This is a genomic window from Achromobacter sp. LC458, from assembly GCF_001005835.2.
GTDB lineage: Bacteria > Pseudomonadota > Gammaproteobacteria > Burkholderiales > Burkholderiaceae_B > Achromobacter > Achromobacter spanius_B.
This window is the reverse complement of record NZ_LBHW02000011.1, coordinates 115,428-129,708: the sequence shown is the minus strand read 5'-3', so window position 1 is coordinate 129,708 and position 14,281 is coordinate 115,428. Positions and strand designations below refer to the sequence as shown.

Genomic DNA, 14,281 nt, shown 5'->3' with positions numbered 1-14,281 from the left:
CCCTTTCGGCCTTGCTGGCGGGCGTTCTGGCGCCCACCACGGCTAACTGTTTTCCGAAGGAATTGAATATGCCTGCCATTCCCGTGCATGCGCGCATCGAAACCCACATTAATGATGACGAGGTGAGGGCCTTGGCCAAGCTCACCGAGTACCTCGTCCGTGGGTTCTATGAACCGGGGCAATCCCTGTTCCTCACCGCCGCCGCCGGCGACGCCGTTATGTCCGGCCACATGCTTACCGCTGCCTGCACAATCCACGCCGCCGCAATGCGCACGCTGCGCGAACGCAACCTGACGCTTTAATCATGAAGCCCGATCTTCACCGCGACGTCATGGAGCGCCTGAAGGCCTTTGACTTTAAGGAGGTCAAAGGCTGGCTGCGTCAAGGCCGGTGCCCCGCCTGCAACAAAAAGGAGCTGTACACGAGCGCGGACCATCCCTGGGTGCTGCGCTGTGGACGCCTGAACAACTGCGGCTATGAGGGTCACGTCAAAGACCTGTATCCCGAAATCTTCGATCATTGGTCTACGCGATACTCCGAAGAATCCAAGACCAATCCGAACGCGGCCGCCGATGCATATCTGATGCATGCCCGCGGCTTCGACATTTCCAATTTGAAAGGCTGCTACACGCAGGAGACGTACCACGACCGTGAGAAAAACATCACGTCGGCAACGGTGCGCTTCCCCGTTGCGCAGACGTATTGGGAACGCCTGATCGACCAGCCTAGCCGCTTCGGCAAGAAGAAGGCCCGCTTCAAGTATGGAGGCAGCTACATGGGCGAGTGGTGGACGCCGCCCGGGTTCGACATCGCCAAGGTTTCTGAACTGTGGCTTGTTGAAGGGATTTTCGACGCCATCGCGCTCTGGTCAGTCGGCATCCAGGCGGCGGCCCTTCTCAGCTGCAACAATTACCCAAGCGTTGCCCTGCGCGCCGTCGCGGACGCTCGCCCCAACAACTTGCCGCATCTCGTTTGGGCACTCGACGGAGATAGCGCCGGCCGCAGCTTCATCCGAAAGTTCTTTGAGCGAGCCAGCGAAGAAGGCTGGACCAGCAAGGCCGCCATCATCCCGCAGGACGGGCGCGTAAAACGCGATTGGAACGACCTTTACCAGCTCGACCGCAATACCGAAGATCCAGCAAAGCAACGTCTCTCAGCAGAAGGGCGCAAACTCTATCTGCATCATGGCGCTGTATTGCTGGCAAAGTCCGCTACTGAAAAGGCCTTGCTCCTGTACGAGCACGACAATAGCCGGACCGAGTTCGATTTTGAATTTGGCAAGCGCCTGTACTGGTTCCGCATGGACATTGACGCCTATCAAAAGGCCATGGACCGTATCGGGAACGAGGCAAAGGAACAGCTCACGTCGGAAGAGCTACGCGCGCAGGCGCTGCGCGAGGCTGGCGGAATCCGGCCTATCTCCAATTGCTATCCGACGCCGCTCTACTTCCAAGAAAACAAGCTGACGGACGAGAGCTGGTATTACTTCCGTGTGGAGTTCCCCCACGATGGGCCGCCCGTCAAGAACACCTTCACATCATCCCAGGTGTCCACAGCCAGCGAGTTCAAGAAGCGTCTGCTTGCCATCGCACCCGGCGCAATGTTCTCCGGGCAAGGCCACCATCTGGACAAGATGATGGAGCGCCGCCTTTTCAATATCAAGCGCGTCGAAACCGTCGATTTCATTGGCTACAGCCGCGAACACGGCGCTTACGTCCTCGGCCGCATTGCGGTCAAAGACGGACATATCTACGAAGTCAATCAAGAGGATTTCTTTGACATCGGAAAGCTGTCCATCAAAAGCCTGAATCAGTCGGTCATGCTTGCAATCAACAACGATCCGAACGAGTACACGACTGGTTGGCTACAGCACATTTGGACGGCCTTCGGCGCGAAGGGAATTGTGGCGGTGGCCTATTGGCTGGGTTCATTGTTCGCCGAGCAAATACGCCAAGCACAGAAGAGCTTTCCGTTTTTTGAAATTGTGGGTGAAGCTGGATCCGGCAAGTCCACCCTGATTGAGTTTCTTTGGAAGCTATTCGGGCGCAGCGACTATGAAGGTTTCGACCCATCCAAATCTACGACCGCTGCACGTGCGCGCAACTTCGCACAGGTCGCTGGCCTGCCCGTCGTGCTTATCGAGTCCGACCGTGAGACCCTGGGCGACGAAAAATCGCACGTCAAATCCTTCGATTGGGACGAGCTGAAGACTGCGTACAACGGCCGCAGCATTCGTTCCCGAGGCGTGGCCAACGGCGGCAACGAAACCTATGAGCCGCCGTTTCGCGGTTCCATCGTTATTTCGCAAAACAACGAGGTAAACGCGTCCGTACCGATTCTGTCCCGTATCGTCCACATCAACATCGACCGGGCGGGCCAAAACGCGAAGACGCTCGCCGCCGCCGTCGCATTGGAAACCATGCCAACGAGCGCGGTATCCGGTTTTATCCTCGCGGCCACTAAGCGGGAAGCGGCGATCTTGGAAACGATCACCGATCGCTACCAAACGCACCACGACGCCCTCAGCGCCCGTGGCGACTTGAAGATGCCACGCATCGTAAAGTGCCACGCCCAGCTGATGGCACTCGTGGACGCGCTTCGCCTAGTCGTGAAGTTGTCCGATGAGCAATACATGTCCGCCATGCGACTCGTCGGCGATATGGCCGCCGCTCGCCAAGTCGTCATTAACGCCGACCATCCCATCGTGCAGGAGTTTTGGGATGCGTACGCGTATCTCAACGGCGATGACGAGTTGCAGCCTCACCTCAATCACTCCTGCGATGACGACGTTATCGCGGTCAACCTCAACGAGTTCATTGAGGTGGCCGCCAACCATCGCCAGCAGGTTCCGGCGCTGCGTGACCTGAAGAAGGTCTTGCGTACCAGTCGCAAATACAAGTTCCTTGAAGTGAAGACGGTGAAGAGCCGTATTCGTCAGCACAGCAGCCAGGCCGGCAGCAACAAGGCCTCGACGGTGTACTGCTGGGTTTTCAAGAAGGGGGCATAGAGATGCAAAAGCCCACCCCTGAACAACTTGCCCAGGCTCACGCCGAATCGGGCCTTCGCGGCACGCTGACGGACGCCATGCGCTCGCCCGTGCTGGCACGCTGCTTGGAAATCACCGCGCTGGCGCTGGCGCATCCCCGTGCTGACCGTTACCGCCCACCGCCAGCCGCGCCGCCACGGCGCCTTGCCGCCGATAGGACCCCCTACACTACGCTGCCCCGCGACTACAAGCGCGCGAGTGCAGCAGATACAGACGAGTGAAACCATGCAGACTAAGAAAGATCATTACGCCGCTATCTGCGCCGATATGTTTTGGGATGCCTTCGGCCCCGAAGGCATCGCCACCCTCGCCTACTGGTACGGCGCACAGTGCAGGAACGCCCTAATGCAAGAGTGGACGCGCTTTCCCCTCATGCAAGTCTACGGACAGCCCAGCACGGGCAAGGACACGCTCATAGAATTCTTGTGGAAGCTGCTTGGCCGAGACTGCTATCTCGGCTGGATGCTCCATAAGACGACGCCGGCCGCTCTCGCGCGAAAGCTCGATGAGAATGACGGCCGGCCCGTTGTACTAATCGAACTTGATTCAGCCCCGGAAGGATTCGAACTGATTAACGTGTTTGCGGGCAATCTCCCGTATGAGGTCCTCGATCACACTTCAGGCAGGCCCTCGAAACAACACTGGTTCAATGGAGCGGCCCTGTTTGTACCCGAGGCACAGCACGCATTGCCCCCCGAACTGCAGCACCGGATGGTCAACGTACAGCTTTGTCATCGGTCAAAGGATGCGGCTGCGCAGCTTGAAATGATCCCCGTTGACCTACTGACTGCCTTTTCGAGTGACGCCCAGCGATCCTCAGACTCCGGAGCCGGGCTCATTACGCGCCGCGCTGCGATGCATCGGCAGGCGCTGACGAATAAGTACAGGCTGCGCGATCAAATCCTTTTAGACACGTATTCGCGCGTGATGGGAATGGTCGATGCGCTCACATTGGTCGTTCCACTGTCGCGTGCGCAGTTGGACACCACCATGAACCTACTGGCACATGCTGCCACCCAGCAGAATCATCGGTCCGATATGGCCGCGTCCATGTCCGGCACGCTGGAGAAGCCAGTATGAGCGACAAAACCACCACACCGCCTACAGCGTCTACGGCCATCATCTTGTATATGCGATACGGCCGCATGCGACTGACTATGGGCGAACTGGCCACCGAGCTAGGCATCAAGGAAGGTTCGTTGCGCAACTTAATCTCTGACGACAAGTGCGCCGTGGCGACCTACACCGAGGGCCGCAACCGCTACGCAGATGTGCGGGCTGTCGGCGAGTACCTCGATCAGCGCTACCGTGAGGCGTCGGTGCTTACCGACCGTTAGGCGACACGCTTCGGCATCGGCAGGACTTTGTTATGAAGTCCTGCCGGGTCGATTTGGGTGTATCGCTTCAGTTGGCGCCAGTCCTTGTGACCAGAGACCGCCGCCACTTCCGGAATCTGCCATCCGGCTTCAAAGAGGCTGCTCACCGCCTCATGCCGCATGTCGTGAAAATGCAGGTCTTCAATCTTCAGCGTCACGCACGTCCGCGTGAATAGCTGGCTCACCGTTGCGGCGCGGTACGGGAAAATTCGCCCGTCCGGAGCGTCGCGCGGCTGTCGATCAATCGCAGCCCATGCCTCGCCCAATAGCGGTATTGGCTGATCGTTTCCGATCTTCTGCTTAGGGTGCTTGCGGTCTCGCACGATAATCAGCTTGCGCACGTCGTCAAGGTCGGCCCAGCGGATGCGGAATATCTCTCCTTGCCGCAGTCCTGTATTGATAGCCACCGTCAGCACATCCACCATATAGGGGAAGTGTTCGGCGAAATATTCATAGAGCTGTTCCAGCTCCTTGGCCGTAGGCCGGCGATCGCGCTTGTTACCAGGGCCAATCAGTCCAAAATGGTGCAGCGTCGGCCGGGCGTCGCCCACCGGATCCCCGATGCGCAGGTTGAGAATGCTCTTTGTATGTCTGATGGCAGTCCCCAGCTTGGACATATGCATGTTGACTGTGTACGGCCCCGCGCCGGCACGCTGACGGCGCTGGCACCACGTCACTAGGTGCGAGGTGGCCAGCTTCTCAAGCTTCACCTGGCCCAGCCCGTCGTCCTCGGACGCTAGGTGCTGGAGCATGTAATCCTCGTTGGACTTGGGCTTGATCGGGCGCCCCGATTCGGCGCGCAGCCCGCGATACTTCTCTATCAGTTTGGCCACCGTCATGGACGCGGTTTCGGCCGAGCTTCCCTCGATCTCCAACGCCCAGCGCTGCGCCTCGATTTTGGTCTCGAACGTCCTGCTGATAGACTTGCGTCCGGCCTTTCGCACCTGGGCGCGCCACTTGGCACCAATCTTGACTATCGCGGCCATCGTGTCTTTTCCTGCTGTAGTAGTTCAGTAGTAGCCGAATATTAGTTCAGGTGAGAAACGATGATGTAGAGTGATAAACTTCCGACAAGCGAATACCCTGCAATATCAAGGCATTAACGCAAAATCCCCATGCATTCATGGGGTTGCGAAATCCCCGCAGTTTTACCCGTCTCGCCGTAGTTAAATGGATATAACCGGCCCCTCCTAAGGGTCAATTGGTGGTTCGATTCCACCCGGCGAGGCCACCCTCCGGCCTCGATTCCCACGCCAATTTGCTTCCCGCCATGCCACGCGTTCAGCCAGATGAGGGTTAATCCGGGCTACGCTCACGCGCCTTGCGCCGGTAGCTTCTCATGTCGCTCCTTGTGACGAATTGAATCTTCGTCAATACGTCACCGATATTTTTTTCGGGCAAGATGGCGAATCGCCTTGCGTGCAACTTGATGTGCTGTTTAAATTCGACGCGTAAGCCCCTAATTCATCTGGACTTTTCCTGAACCGACGTCACGCCGGCTTAAGAAATACTTTTTCACAGACTGACAAGCCTGCTCAACCATGGCATTTTCCTGGAAACGTGCAATTGCGAACGCGGTAGCGCCGGCGGCGCTGGCGCTGTGCGCGCTCCTGCCCCCCGCCGCGCAAGCCGCGAAAAATTCTGACCCTTGCAAGACCAACGCCAAATCGGCGGCTTGCAAGGCGCAACAAGCCAAGAAAGCGCCTGCTCCCAAGGCCAGCGCCGGCAAGACGTCGGCGGGCAAGCAAGCCGCGCCGAAGTCTTCGGCCTCTGCCAAGCAAGCCGCGCCCAAATCTTCGTCCACCGCCAAGAAAGCCCCGCCCAAGTCTTCGTCCACCGCCAAGAACGCCGCGCCCAAGGGCGGCAAGCAGGTGGCCGCCAAGGCCACGCCGCCTAAGAAAGGCGCCGCCGCCACGGGCAAGAACGGCAAGCCGAACAAGCCCGGCCGCGCCCAGCGCCTGGCTGCGGCCGGGGCTGCGTCGGCAGCCATGCCGCCGCCCGCCTCGTCGGTACGCGCGGAAGCGGCGGCGCTGCGATCCAGCACCGCCTATGTGCAAGACCTGGAAACCTCGACCGTCCTTTTTGCAAAGAACGAAAACGTGGTGCGCCCCATCGCTTCCATTTCGAAGCTGATGACCGCCGTGGTCGTGGTGGACGCCAACCTGCCGATGGATGAAATGCTTGAGATCACCGACGACGACGTCGATGGCCTGAAGCACACAACGTCGCGTCTGCGCGTGGGCACCAAGCTGTCGCGCGGCGACATGCTGCACCTGGCGCTGATGTCTTCCGAGAACCGCGCCGCCAACGCGCTGGGCCGCCATTACCCGGGCGGCCTGCCGGCGTTCGTGGCCGCCATGAACGCCAAGGCGCAATCGTTGGGCATGACCAGCACGCGCTTTATCGAGCCCACCGGCCTGTCCAGCAACAACGTGTCGTCGCCGCACGATCTGGCCCGCCTGCTGCGCGCGGCCTCGCAGCGGCCGTTGATTCACCGCTACTCGACCGACACCGAGTACGAAGTTGAAATCAACAACCGCACGCAAACCTTCCGCAACACGAACCTGCTGGTGCGCAAGCCCGACTGGGACATCAAGGTGTCCAAGACCGGCTACATCAACGAAGCCGGCGAATGCCTGGTGATGCTGGCTCGCATCAATGGCCGCGACCTGGCCATCGTGCTGCTGGATTCGCAGGGCAAGCTGTCACGGATTGGCGATGCGGTGCGCATTCGCCGTATCGTGCAGAACGAAGTGGCGCTGGCGTCGATTCAACCGGGTGGCTGAACGCCTGACCCGCTAAGCGCTGCGCAATGAAAAGGCCCGATCTGATCGGGCCTTTTCTTTTGGATGCGCGGCGCTTGAATGCGCTACGTTCGCCGGCGCAATTCGGTCTTGCTACGCAGCGGCGCGGCGTTTGGCGCGCAGCGGCTCAGCGTCGTACATGGAAGCGGGCAGGCCTTGCAGCACGGCTTGCGGGTTCAGCGATTGGATCGGCACCGCCGCGTCGCGCGGAATCCGGCCATCGGCTTGCAGCAGTTGATAACGCAGGCAGCACACGCGCAGGAACGACGTGAAGTTGGCGGCTTCGCCCCGATATTCGACCAGTTCGTCGTACAGGCGCTCGATCAGTTGCGTAACGCGCATGCCGTCGCGCCCCGCGATTTCTTCCAGGGTTTGCCAGAACAGCCGTTCCAGTCGCAAGCTGGTTGCCACGCCGTGCAGGCGCAAAGACCGGGTTTCGGGCGCGTACGACTGCTCGCTTGCGCGGATGAAGATTTCACACATGGGGGGCTCCTGCAAGGTCGGCGCGCCATGCCAAACAGCGCGCCTGCGGTGGACCACTGTACGACGTTTGGCGCGGCGGCTGCAAGATGCCACGCCGCCGCCATGCGCCGCGCCCTGCCCCGTCCGATTGACCCTTGAATACGCGGCCCGCGACCCCGGCATTTTTGGGGGCCGGAGTCTAACGATTCTGCAACGACACGTTTCCTATCGCCTTCCATCAACTACGGGTTGATATAAATCATGGATTAAAAGCTGTCCGCGTTCGAGCATGGTGAAACAGACCTGACTTCGGAGGTAGAGATGGATAAAACCATGAAGGCCGCAGTAGCGCGCGCATTTGGTGAACCCCTGGTGATCGAGGAAGTCGCGGTGCCGCGACCCGGGCCGGGCGAATTGCTGGTCAAGATCGAGGCCTGCGGGGTTTGTCATACCGACCTGCATGCCGTGCAGGGCGACTGGCCCGTCAAACCCAACCCGCCCTTCATTCCCGGCCACGAAGGCGTCGGCCACGTGGTGGCGGTGGGCGCGGGCGTGACCCATGTGAAAGAAGGCGATCGCGTCGGCATCCCGTGGCTGTATTCCGCTTGCGGCCATTGCGAACATTGCCTGGGCGGCTGGGAAACCCTGTGCGAACAGCAACAGAACGCCGGCTATTCCGTCAACGGCGGCTTCGCGGAATACGCGCTGGCCGCCGCCGACTACGTGGGGCTGCTGCCCAAGAACGTTGGCTTCATCGACATTGCTCCCGTGCTGTGCGCGGGGGTGACCGTCTACAAAGGCTTGAAGATGACGGACACGCGGCCCGGCAACTGGGTCGTGATTTCGGGCGTGGGTGGGCTGGGCCACATGGCCGTGCAATACGCCCGCGCAATGGGCCTGAACGTGGCCGCCGTGGACATCGACGACGCCAAGCTGGATCTGGCTCGCCGCCTGGGCGCCGAAGTCACCGTCAATGCCCGGACGACAGACCCGGCGGCTTACCTGAAGCGTGAAATTGGCGGCGCCCATGGCGCGCTGATCACCGCCGTGTCGCCCAAGGCTTTCGAACAGGCGCTGGGCATGGTGCGGCGCGGCGGCACCGTGGCGCTGAACGGCTTGCCACCGGGCGACTTCCCGCTGTCCATCTTCGACATGGTGCTCAACGGCGTGACCGTGCGCGGTTCCATCGTGGGTTCGCGTTTGGACTTGCAGGAATCGCTGCAATTCGCCGAAGAGGGCAAGGTCCGCGCGACCGTCTCGACGGACCGGCTGGAGAACATCAACAGCGTGTTCGACCGCATGAAGCAAGGGCAGATCGAAGGCCGCGTCGTGCTGGACTTTGCCTGACCCGACCTGACGGGATCGGTTGAACACAAAGGGCTTTGGGGCGTGATCCCGTGATCCCGTGATCCCGTGATCGCTTGATGGCTTGATGGCTTGATGGCTTGAACGCAACGGCTCCCCGGGGCACTCCCATGCCCCGGGGAGCCTTTGTGCGCTCGTCCCGTCAGTGCGTGATCTTCGTGCCCAGCACCGCCAGGAACTGCGACAGCCATGCCGGATGCGCGGGCCACGCGGGCGCGGTCACCAAATTGCCGTCGGTATAGGCCTGGTCGATGCCGATCTCGGCATAGGTGCCGCCCGCCAGACGCACTTCCGGTGCGCACGCCGGGTACGCCGAGCAGGTGCGGCCTTTCAGGATGCCGGCAGCGGCCAGCAACTGCGCGCCATGGCACACGGCCGCGATCGGCTTTCCGGCTTGATCGAAATAACGCACGATCTCCAATACCTTTTCGTTCAAGCGCAGGTATTCCGGTGCGCGGCCGCCCGGAATAACCAGGCCGTCATACGACGCCGGTTCGACGCGGGCAAAATCAAAATTCAGCGCAAAGTTGTGGCCGCGCTTTTCGCTGTAGGTTTGGGCGCCTTCGAAGTCGTGGATGGCGGTGGCAATGGTGTCGCCCGCTTTCTTGTCCGGGCAGACCGCGTGCACGGTGTGCCCCACGGCCAGCAGCGTCTGGAACGGCACCATGGTTTCGTAGTCTTCGGCGTAATCGCCGACCAGCATCAACAGTCTTTTGCTCATGGAAGTCTCCTTGGGATGAGGGCAGCCGGTTGCGCGCCCAGCGTGGTGGGGCCCGGTTCTTGATGTTGTAGCGGCCATTGTGCCCCCGCCGCGAAGACGGATGGTGGTAATGGGATACCACGCGCGGGATACCAGCGCCCGGCAGGCAAGCGTGGCATCCCGCGCAGTGCCGCAAAGGCGTTCAGCGCGGCAGCGATGCGCCGCCGCAGATCGCGATGTCCTGGCCGGTGATCGCCGCCGCCTCGCGCGACATCAGAAAGTGCACCAATGCCGCGATTTCGTCGGGCTGGATCAGCCGCCCGATCGGCGGCATGCGCGGCGCGCTGGCCGCGCGCGCCGGGTCATCCAGCATGGCCGTCTGCGTGGCGGCCGGCGACACCACGTTTACCGTGACGCCCTGCGGCGCCAGCTCGGCGGCCCAACTGCGCGCCAATGCCACCAGCGCGGCCTTGGACGCGGCGTACTGGCTGCGACCCGCCATGCCCTGCGCCACGCGGCTGCCGATCAGCACCACACGGCCGTCGCCGCGCGCGGCCATCTCGGGCGTCAGGATCTGCGCCAGGCGAACGGCGACATCCACGTGCAGCTTCCACATGCGCTCGCCGTCGGCCGGGTCCATCAGCGCCAGGGGCCCGACCCGCAATATGCCCGCGGCATGAACCAGCGCGCGCGCATCCTTGAGCGTATCCAGCGCGCGCCGCGTTGCCGCCTCGTCGCACAGGTCGACGGTAATGTGGCGATAGGCATCGTGCCGCGCCACGGCCGGCCCGATGTCCAGGCCCGCCACCTGCCACCCCGCCTTCAGCAGATGCTGCACGATGGCAAGCCCGATGCCGCCCGTGGCGCCTGTCACCACGGCCAGGCCGGCGCTGCGTTCATTCGACATGAATGCGCCCCTCTTGCACGATCTTGAGCGAGCGCGCCATGTCGTCTTTCTGGAATTGCGCGAACGCACCGGCGGACCCCGGCGTCAAGGTCACCCCCAGCTGTTCGTACTTGGCCGTCATGCCCGAGGACAGGGCCTTGTTGACCTCGGCGTTCAACTTCTCGACAACGGGGGCGGGCGTGCCGGCCGGCGCCCACAGCCCGTACCAGCTATAGAACTGATAACCCGGCAAGATTTCGCTGACGGTGGGCACGTCGGGCAGGTTGGGCAAGCGCGCCTCGGACGTCACGGCCAGTATCTTCAGCATGCCGCTTTTGTAGTACGACACCGCGCCCAGCACGGGGTCGATGAAGCCGTCGATACGCCCGCCTACCAGGTCTTGCAGCGCGGGCGACGTGCCGCGATACGGGATCACCGTGTAGTCCAGGCCGCCTTGGCGCTTGAGCAGTTCCGTGGCCAGATGGCCGGCCGACCCGATCGAGCCCACGGCAAAAGTCAGGCGGCCCGGGTTCTGCTTGGCATACGCCAGCAGGCCGGCCAGGTCCGTCACCGGCAGGTCTTTTTTCACGGACAGGGACAACGGCGCCTTGCCCGCCAGGGCCACGGGCACAAAGTTCTTGTCGACGTCGTAAGGCACCGACTTCATCGTCATCGGCGCCGTCGTGAAGGTCGACGCGTTAAATAGCAGGGTGTAGCCATCGGCCGGCGACTTGGCCACCACGTCGGCGCCGATGATGCCGTTGCCGCCCGAGCGGTTCTCCACGATGAAGGTTTGCCCCGTCTGCTCGCTGAGCTTCTGGGCCAGATCGCGGCCCAGCATGTCCAGCGTGCCGCCAGGCGGAAAGGGAATCACAAACCGGACCTGATGCGAAGGATAGCTGTTCTGGGCCTGGGCCTGCGCCAGACCCTGCACCCCGGCGCCGGCAAGACCAACGCACAGCGCAACCAGGCCGCGCAACACGATTCTTTTTTGCATGATTTGTCTCCTCTTATTGATTATCCGTTGCGGCATCGTGCGGCGGTATGGCCCCAAGGCCATCCGCCTGCTTGCGTGCCGCCACGCGCGCAATCGGTGCTAGCGCGCCAGCAACTTCGCGTTCGACAGCGCCGCGCGCAGTGCGTCCATGTCGGCGTCGCCGGGCGCCTCGGTGGGCGGGCGCACGGTGGCGTTGTCCAGCACTCCGGCCAGGTACATGCCGGCCTTCATGCGGGCATGCGCCTCGCCAGTGGGCTCGCCGCCGCCGTAGACCGCATCTTTCAGCGGCGTGATCAGCGCCTGCACCTGCTGGGCGCGCTTCAGGTCGCCCGCCTTGACGGCTTCCCACAGGTCAATGATGAGTTGCGGGATGAAGGTGGCGAAGCCCACCAGCGCGCCGTCCACTCCCTGCACCATCGAGGCCAGCAGGTATTCGTCGTGGCAGGTCAGGATGGCCTTGGACGCATCCGCGTCGCGCAGCGCCTGGATGTCGCGGGCATATTTGTTCATGTCGCGCTGGCCCACCTTGAACGCCTGCACGTAAGGCAGGCGGGCCAGGTCCGCCAGCAGCTGCGATGAATACGAGGCGCGCGTCCACGCGGGATATACGTGGCACACCAGGTCCAGGTCGGGCGCGGCGCGGTGTATGGCGTCGAAATAATCCAGCGCGTGCCCGGGCGTGAAGCCAAAGCGCAACCAGTGATGAGGCGGCATGACGTCCAATGCGGCGGCGCCCGCTTCCCGCGCGGCGCGGGCATGTTCCGTTGCCTCGGCAATGCCTTCGCACACAATCGACGAAATCACCGGCAGCTTGCCGCGCAGCTCGTCGGCCACGATACGGGTGACCTGCGTGCGTTCGGACGGGGTCAGGGAAAACACCTCGCCGGTGTGGCCGTTGGTCATGACGGCAACCACGCCTTCATGGCCGGCCAGCCACGACGCCAGGCGGCGAAGCGCGGGTTCGTCGATGCGGTGGTCGGCGGTAAAGGGGCAGGAAATTGCCGGGATGATGCCGCGGTAATTCGAGATGGAAGCCATGCTGCGTCTCCGTATCTTGTACGTGTTGGAATGGCTTTATGATCGCGGTAGCCCCTTGCGGCCGTCCAATACTCGAATTGCATAGAATTATTTTTGCTGCGGCGCACACACCTCATGGGACCCGGAAATCGACCTTTGGACATGAATTGGCTGGAGGACTTTTGCGCCCTGGCCGAGACAGGCAGTTTTTCGCGCGCGGCGGAAGCTCGCGCCATCGCACAACCGGCATTCAGCCGACACATTCGCGCGCTGGAAGAATGGGTGGGCGCCGACCTGTTCGACCGCAGCACCCACCCCACCGAGCTGACCGCGGCGGGCCAGAAATTCCTGCCGCTGCTCAAGCAGGTGATGGCCGACCTGGAGGCCGCGCGCATCAAGGCCATGGCCGCCCACGCGCAGCATGGCGCCAGCCTGCGCTTTGCCGCGACGCATCTGCTGGCGTTGTCGTTCTTCCCCAAATGGCTGACGCGGCTGGAAACCAGGATGGAAGTCGGCGCCATCCAGATGATGTCCGACAGTTTCCAGGCCTGCGAAGACCTGATGGCGCAGCGTCGCGTGCAGTTCCTGCTGTGCCACCGTCATCCTCAGGTAGCCAGCCGGCTGGATGAATTCGCCTATCCCAAGGTGTGCCTGGGTACCGACGTGCTGGTGCCGGTCAGTGCGCCGGCCTCGGACGCCAAGGGCGAACCGACACACCGCCTGGATGGCGACGACGCGGTGCCGTTCCTGGCCTATGGGTCCTCATCAGGACTGGGCCGCATCGTGGCCAGCCAATTGCGATACATGCCAATGCACGCTGACCGCATTCAGACCAGCTTTGTCGGACCGCACGCCACGCTGCTGCGATCCATGGCGATCCAAGGCCGCGGCATCGCGTGGCTGCCGGACATGCTGGTGCATGAAGACTTGCAAGACGGCAAGCTGGTCCGCGCCGGGGGACCGGAATGGGACATCCCGCTTGAGATCTGCCTCTTCAGGCAACCGAGCGACATGGCGCCGGTTGCCGAAAACTTGTGGGCGCTGGTCAGCGCCTGAGCCGCACGGCCGCCTTATTCCAACGCCACCGACACCGGCTTTGCGCCCAGCACCGTGACCAGCACGTTGGGGTCGATGCCGATCAGGTAGCCGCGCCTGCCGCCGTTGATATAGACGACCGGGTACGTCAGCACATCGGCTTCGACCCACACCGGCATTTTCTTGCGCGTGCCGAAGGGCGACGTGCCGCCCACCTGGTAACCAGAATGCCGTTGCGCCACTTCGGGCTTGCAGGGCTCGACCTTTTTCAGGCCGGCCTGACGCGCCAGGTTCTTCGTGGAGACCTCGCGGTCGCCGTGCATCACCACGATCAAGGGCTTGGCCGATTCGTCTTCCATCACCAAGGTCTTGACGACAGCATGCGGGTCCAGGCCCAGCTGGCGCGCGGCCTCACTGGCGCCGCCATGGTCGACGTAGTCGTAGGTGTGCTCGGTGTAGGGCACCTTGTGCTGCTTGAGGAGCTGGGTGGCGGGGGTTTCCGAAACGTGGCGGGCTTTGCTCATGGATAGGCCGGGTTGAGATGGGGAAGAAGAGGAACAAGAGCAGGGCTAAAAACAAGGCTAAATACAAGG

Annotated in this window: 15 protein-coding genes and 1 tRNA gene; 9 read left to right on the top strand and 7 right to left on the bottom strand. The window is 62.2% G+C overall.

The annotated features are described in order from the left end of the window. Positions 1 to 68 precede the first annotated feature (68 nt). Genes YH64_RS11990 through YH64_RS11970 form a run of 5 tightly spaced genes read left to right on the top strand, consistent with a single transcriptional unit; the run spans position 69 to position 4,383 of the window. Positions 69 to 302, top strand: a complete 234-nt coding sequence (locus YH64_RS11990) for a hypothetical protein (RefSeq protein WP_046804456.1) — start codon at positions 69 to 71, stop codon at positions 300 to 302. Between the two features lie 2 nt (positions 303 to 304). After that, complete coding sequence (locus tag YH64_RS11985; protein WP_046804455.1) at positions 305 to 3,007, top strand: toprim domain-containing protein; 2,703 nt, start codon at positions 305 to 307, stop codon at positions 3,005 to 3,007. Positions 3,008 to 3,009: 2 nt separating this feature from the next. After that, positions 3,010 to 3,267, top strand: coding sequence for a hypothetical protein (locus tag YH64_RS30360; RefSeq protein WP_143215340.1), 258 nt, complete (start codon positions 3,010 to 3,012; stop codon positions 3,265 to 3,267). Between the two features lie 4 nt (positions 3,268 to 3,271). After that, a complete protein-coding gene (locus YH64_RS11975) occupies positions 3,272 to 4,126 on the top strand; it encodes a hypothetical protein (RefSeq protein ID WP_046804454.1) in 855 nt (284 codons plus the stop codon). Next, the gene (locus YH64_RS11970; RefSeq protein ID WP_046804453.1) at positions 4,123 to 4,383 is read left to right on the top strand and encodes a hypothetical protein; all 261 of its coding nucleotides are present in this window, start codon (positions 4,123 to 4,125) and stop codon (positions 4,381 to 4,383) included. The genes YH64_RS11975 and YH64_RS11970 overlap by 4 nt, the downstream gene beginning before the upstream one ends. Here YH64_RS11970 and YH64_RS11965 read toward each other — a convergent pair. Next, positions 4,380 to 5,408, bottom strand: coding sequence for a site-specific integrase (locus YH64_RS11965; protein ID WP_046804452.1), 1,029 nt, complete (start codon positions 5,406 to 5,408; stop codon positions 4,380 to 4,382). The two genes, YH64_RS11970 and YH64_RS11965, sit on opposite strands and share 4 nt — an antisense overlap. A 170-nt stretch (positions 5,409 to 5,578) precedes the next feature. On the opposite strand from YH64_RS11965, the gene YH64_RS11960 reads away from it, so the two are divergent. Continuing rightward, positions 5,579 to 5,653 (top strand) — tRNA-Arg (locus YH64_RS11960). A gap of 310 nt (positions 5,654 to 5,963) precedes the next feature. Then, positions 5,964 to 7,208 (top strand): D-alanyl-D-alanine endopeptidase, encoded by a 1,245-nt coding sequence (gene pbpG, locus YH64_RS30520; protein ID WP_046804451.1) that lies wholly within the window; start codon positions 5,964 to 5,966, stop codon positions 7,206 to 7,208. A 111-nt stretch (positions 7,209 to 7,319) separates the two neighbouring features. Here the strand turns inward: pbpG and YH64_RS11945 are convergent, their stop codons facing one another. Beyond that, on the bottom strand, positions 7,320 to 7,709 hold the full coding sequence (locus YH64_RS11945) for a ribbon-helix-helix domain-containing protein (RefSeq protein ID WP_046804450.1): 390 nt from the start codon (positions 7,707 to 7,709) through the stop codon (positions 7,320 to 7,322). A gap of 300 nt (positions 7,710 to 8,009) precedes the next feature. Between YH64_RS11945 and adhP the strand changes: the two genes are divergently transcribed. After that, positions 8,010 to 9,035, top strand: a complete 1,026-nt coding sequence (adhP, locus tag YH64_RS11940; protein WP_046804449.1) for an alcohol dehydrogenase AdhP — start codon at positions 8,010 to 8,012, stop codon at positions 9,033 to 9,035. 160 nt (positions 9,036 to 9,195) lie between these two features. Here adhP and YH64_RS11935 read toward each other — a convergent pair whose 3' ends face one another. From YH64_RS11935 to YH64_RS11920, 4 genes are all read right to left on the bottom strand, one after another. Next, positions 9,196 to 9,774: a DJ-1/PfpI family protein gene (locus YH64_RS11935; RefSeq protein ID WP_046804448.1), complete on the bottom strand. Its 579-nt coding sequence runs from the start codon at positions 9,772 to 9,774 to the stop codon at positions 9,196 to 9,198. Positions 9,775 to 9,955: 181 nt separating this feature from the next. Next, complete coding sequence (locus YH64_RS11930; protein ID WP_046804447.1) at positions 9,956 to 10,660, bottom strand: SDR family NAD(P)-dependent oxidoreductase; 705 nt, start codon at positions 10,658 to 10,660, stop codon at positions 9,956 to 9,958. Beyond that, positions 10,650 to 11,636, bottom strand: a complete 987-nt coding sequence (locus YH64_RS11925) for a tripartite tricarboxylate transporter substrate binding protein (RefSeq protein WP_046804446.1) — start codon at positions 11,634 to 11,636, stop codon at positions 10,650 to 10,652. The genes YH64_RS11930 and YH64_RS11925 overlap by 11 nt, the downstream gene beginning before the upstream one ends. Before the next feature lie 99 nt (positions 11,637 to 11,735). Beyond that, a complete protein-coding gene (locus YH64_RS11920) occupies positions 11,736 to 12,674 on the bottom strand; it encodes a dihydrodipicolinate synthase family protein (RefSeq protein WP_046804445.1) in 939 nt (312 codons plus the stop codon). Positions 12,675 to 12,815: 141 nt separating this feature from the next. Here YH64_RS11920 and YH64_RS11915 point away from each other — a divergent pair, with 141 nt between their 5' ends. Beyond that, positions 12,816 to 13,709, top strand: a complete 894-nt coding sequence (locus YH64_RS11915) for a LysR family transcriptional regulator (protein ID WP_255444349.1) — start codon at positions 12,816 to 12,818, stop codon at positions 13,707 to 13,709. 14 nt (positions 13,710 to 13,723) lie between these two features. Here YH64_RS11915 and ybaK read toward each other — a convergent pair whose 3' ends face one another. Further along, positions 13,724 to 14,212 carry a Cys-tRNA(Pro) deacylase gene (ybaK, locus tag YH64_RS11910; RefSeq protein WP_046804443.1) on the bottom strand — a complete coding sequence of 163 codons (489 nt, stop codon included), beginning with the start codon at positions 14,210 to 14,212 and terminating at the stop codon, positions 13,724 to 13,726. Positions 14,213 to 14,281 lie beyond the last annotated feature (69 nt).

What these genes read in the sequence shown, in the direction of transcription:
- YH64_RS11930 (WP_046804447.1), bottom strand. Translation starts at nt 10,660, where the DNA reads ATGTCGAATGAACGCAGCGCCGGCCTGGCCGTGGTGACAGGCGCCACG.
- YH64_RS11990 (WP_046804456.1), top strand. Translation starts at nt 69, where the DNA reads ATGCCTGCCATTCCCGTGCATGCGCGCATCGAAACCCACATTAATGAT.
- YH64_RS11945 (WP_046804450.1), bottom strand. Translation starts at nt 7,709, where the DNA reads ATGTGTGAAATCTTCATCCGCGCAAGCGAGCAGTCGTACGCGCCCGAA.
- YH64_RS11975 (WP_046804454.1), top strand. Translation starts at nt 3,272, where the DNA reads ATGCAGACTAAGAAAGATCATTACGCCGCTATCTGCGCCGATATGTTT.
- YH64_RS11925 (WP_046804446.1), bottom strand. Translation starts at nt 11,636, where the DNA reads ATGCAAAAAAGAATCGTGTTGCGCGGCCTGGTTGCGCTGTGCGTTGGT.
- YH64_RS11965 (WP_046804452.1), bottom strand. Translation starts at nt 5,408, where the DNA reads ATGGCCGCGATAGTCAAGATTGGTGCCAAGTGGCGCGCCCAGGTGCGA.
- pbpG (WP_046804451.1), top strand. Translation starts at nt 5,964, where the DNA reads ATGGCATTTTCCTGGAAACGTGCAATTGCGAACGCGGTAGCGCCGGCG.
- YH64_RS30360 (WP_143215340.1), top strand. Translation starts at nt 3,010, where the DNA reads ATGCAAAAGCCCACCCCTGAACAACTTGCCCAGGCTCACGCCGAATCG.
- YH64_RS11935 (WP_046804448.1), bottom strand. Translation starts at nt 9,774, where the DNA reads ATGAGCAAAAGACTGTTGATGCTGGTCGGCGATTACGCCGAAGACTAC.
- YH64_RS11970 (WP_046804453.1), top strand. Translation starts at nt 4,123, where the DNA reads ATGAGCGACAAAACCACCACACCGCCTACAGCGTCTACGGCCATCATC.
- YH64_RS11920 (WP_046804445.1), bottom strand. Translation starts at nt 12,674, where the DNA reads ATGGCTTCCATCTCGAATTACCGCGGCATCATCCCGGCAATTTCCTGC.
- ybaK (WP_046804443.1), bottom strand. Translation starts at nt 14,212, where the DNA reads ATGAGCAAAGCCCGCCACGTTTCGGAAACCCCCGCCACCCAGCTCCTC.
- YH64_RS11985 (WP_046804455.1), top strand. Translation starts at nt 305, where the DNA reads ATGAAGCCCGATCTTCACCGCGACGTCATGGAGCGCCTGAAGGCCTTT.
- YH64_RS11915 (WP_255444349.1), top strand. Translation starts at nt 12,816, where the DNA reads ATGAATTGGCTGGAGGACTTTTGCGCCCTGGCCGAGACAGGCAGTTTT.
- adhP (WP_046804449.1), top strand. Translation starts at nt 8,010, where the DNA reads ATGGATAAAACCATGAAGGCCGCAGTAGCGCGCGCATTTGGTGAACCC.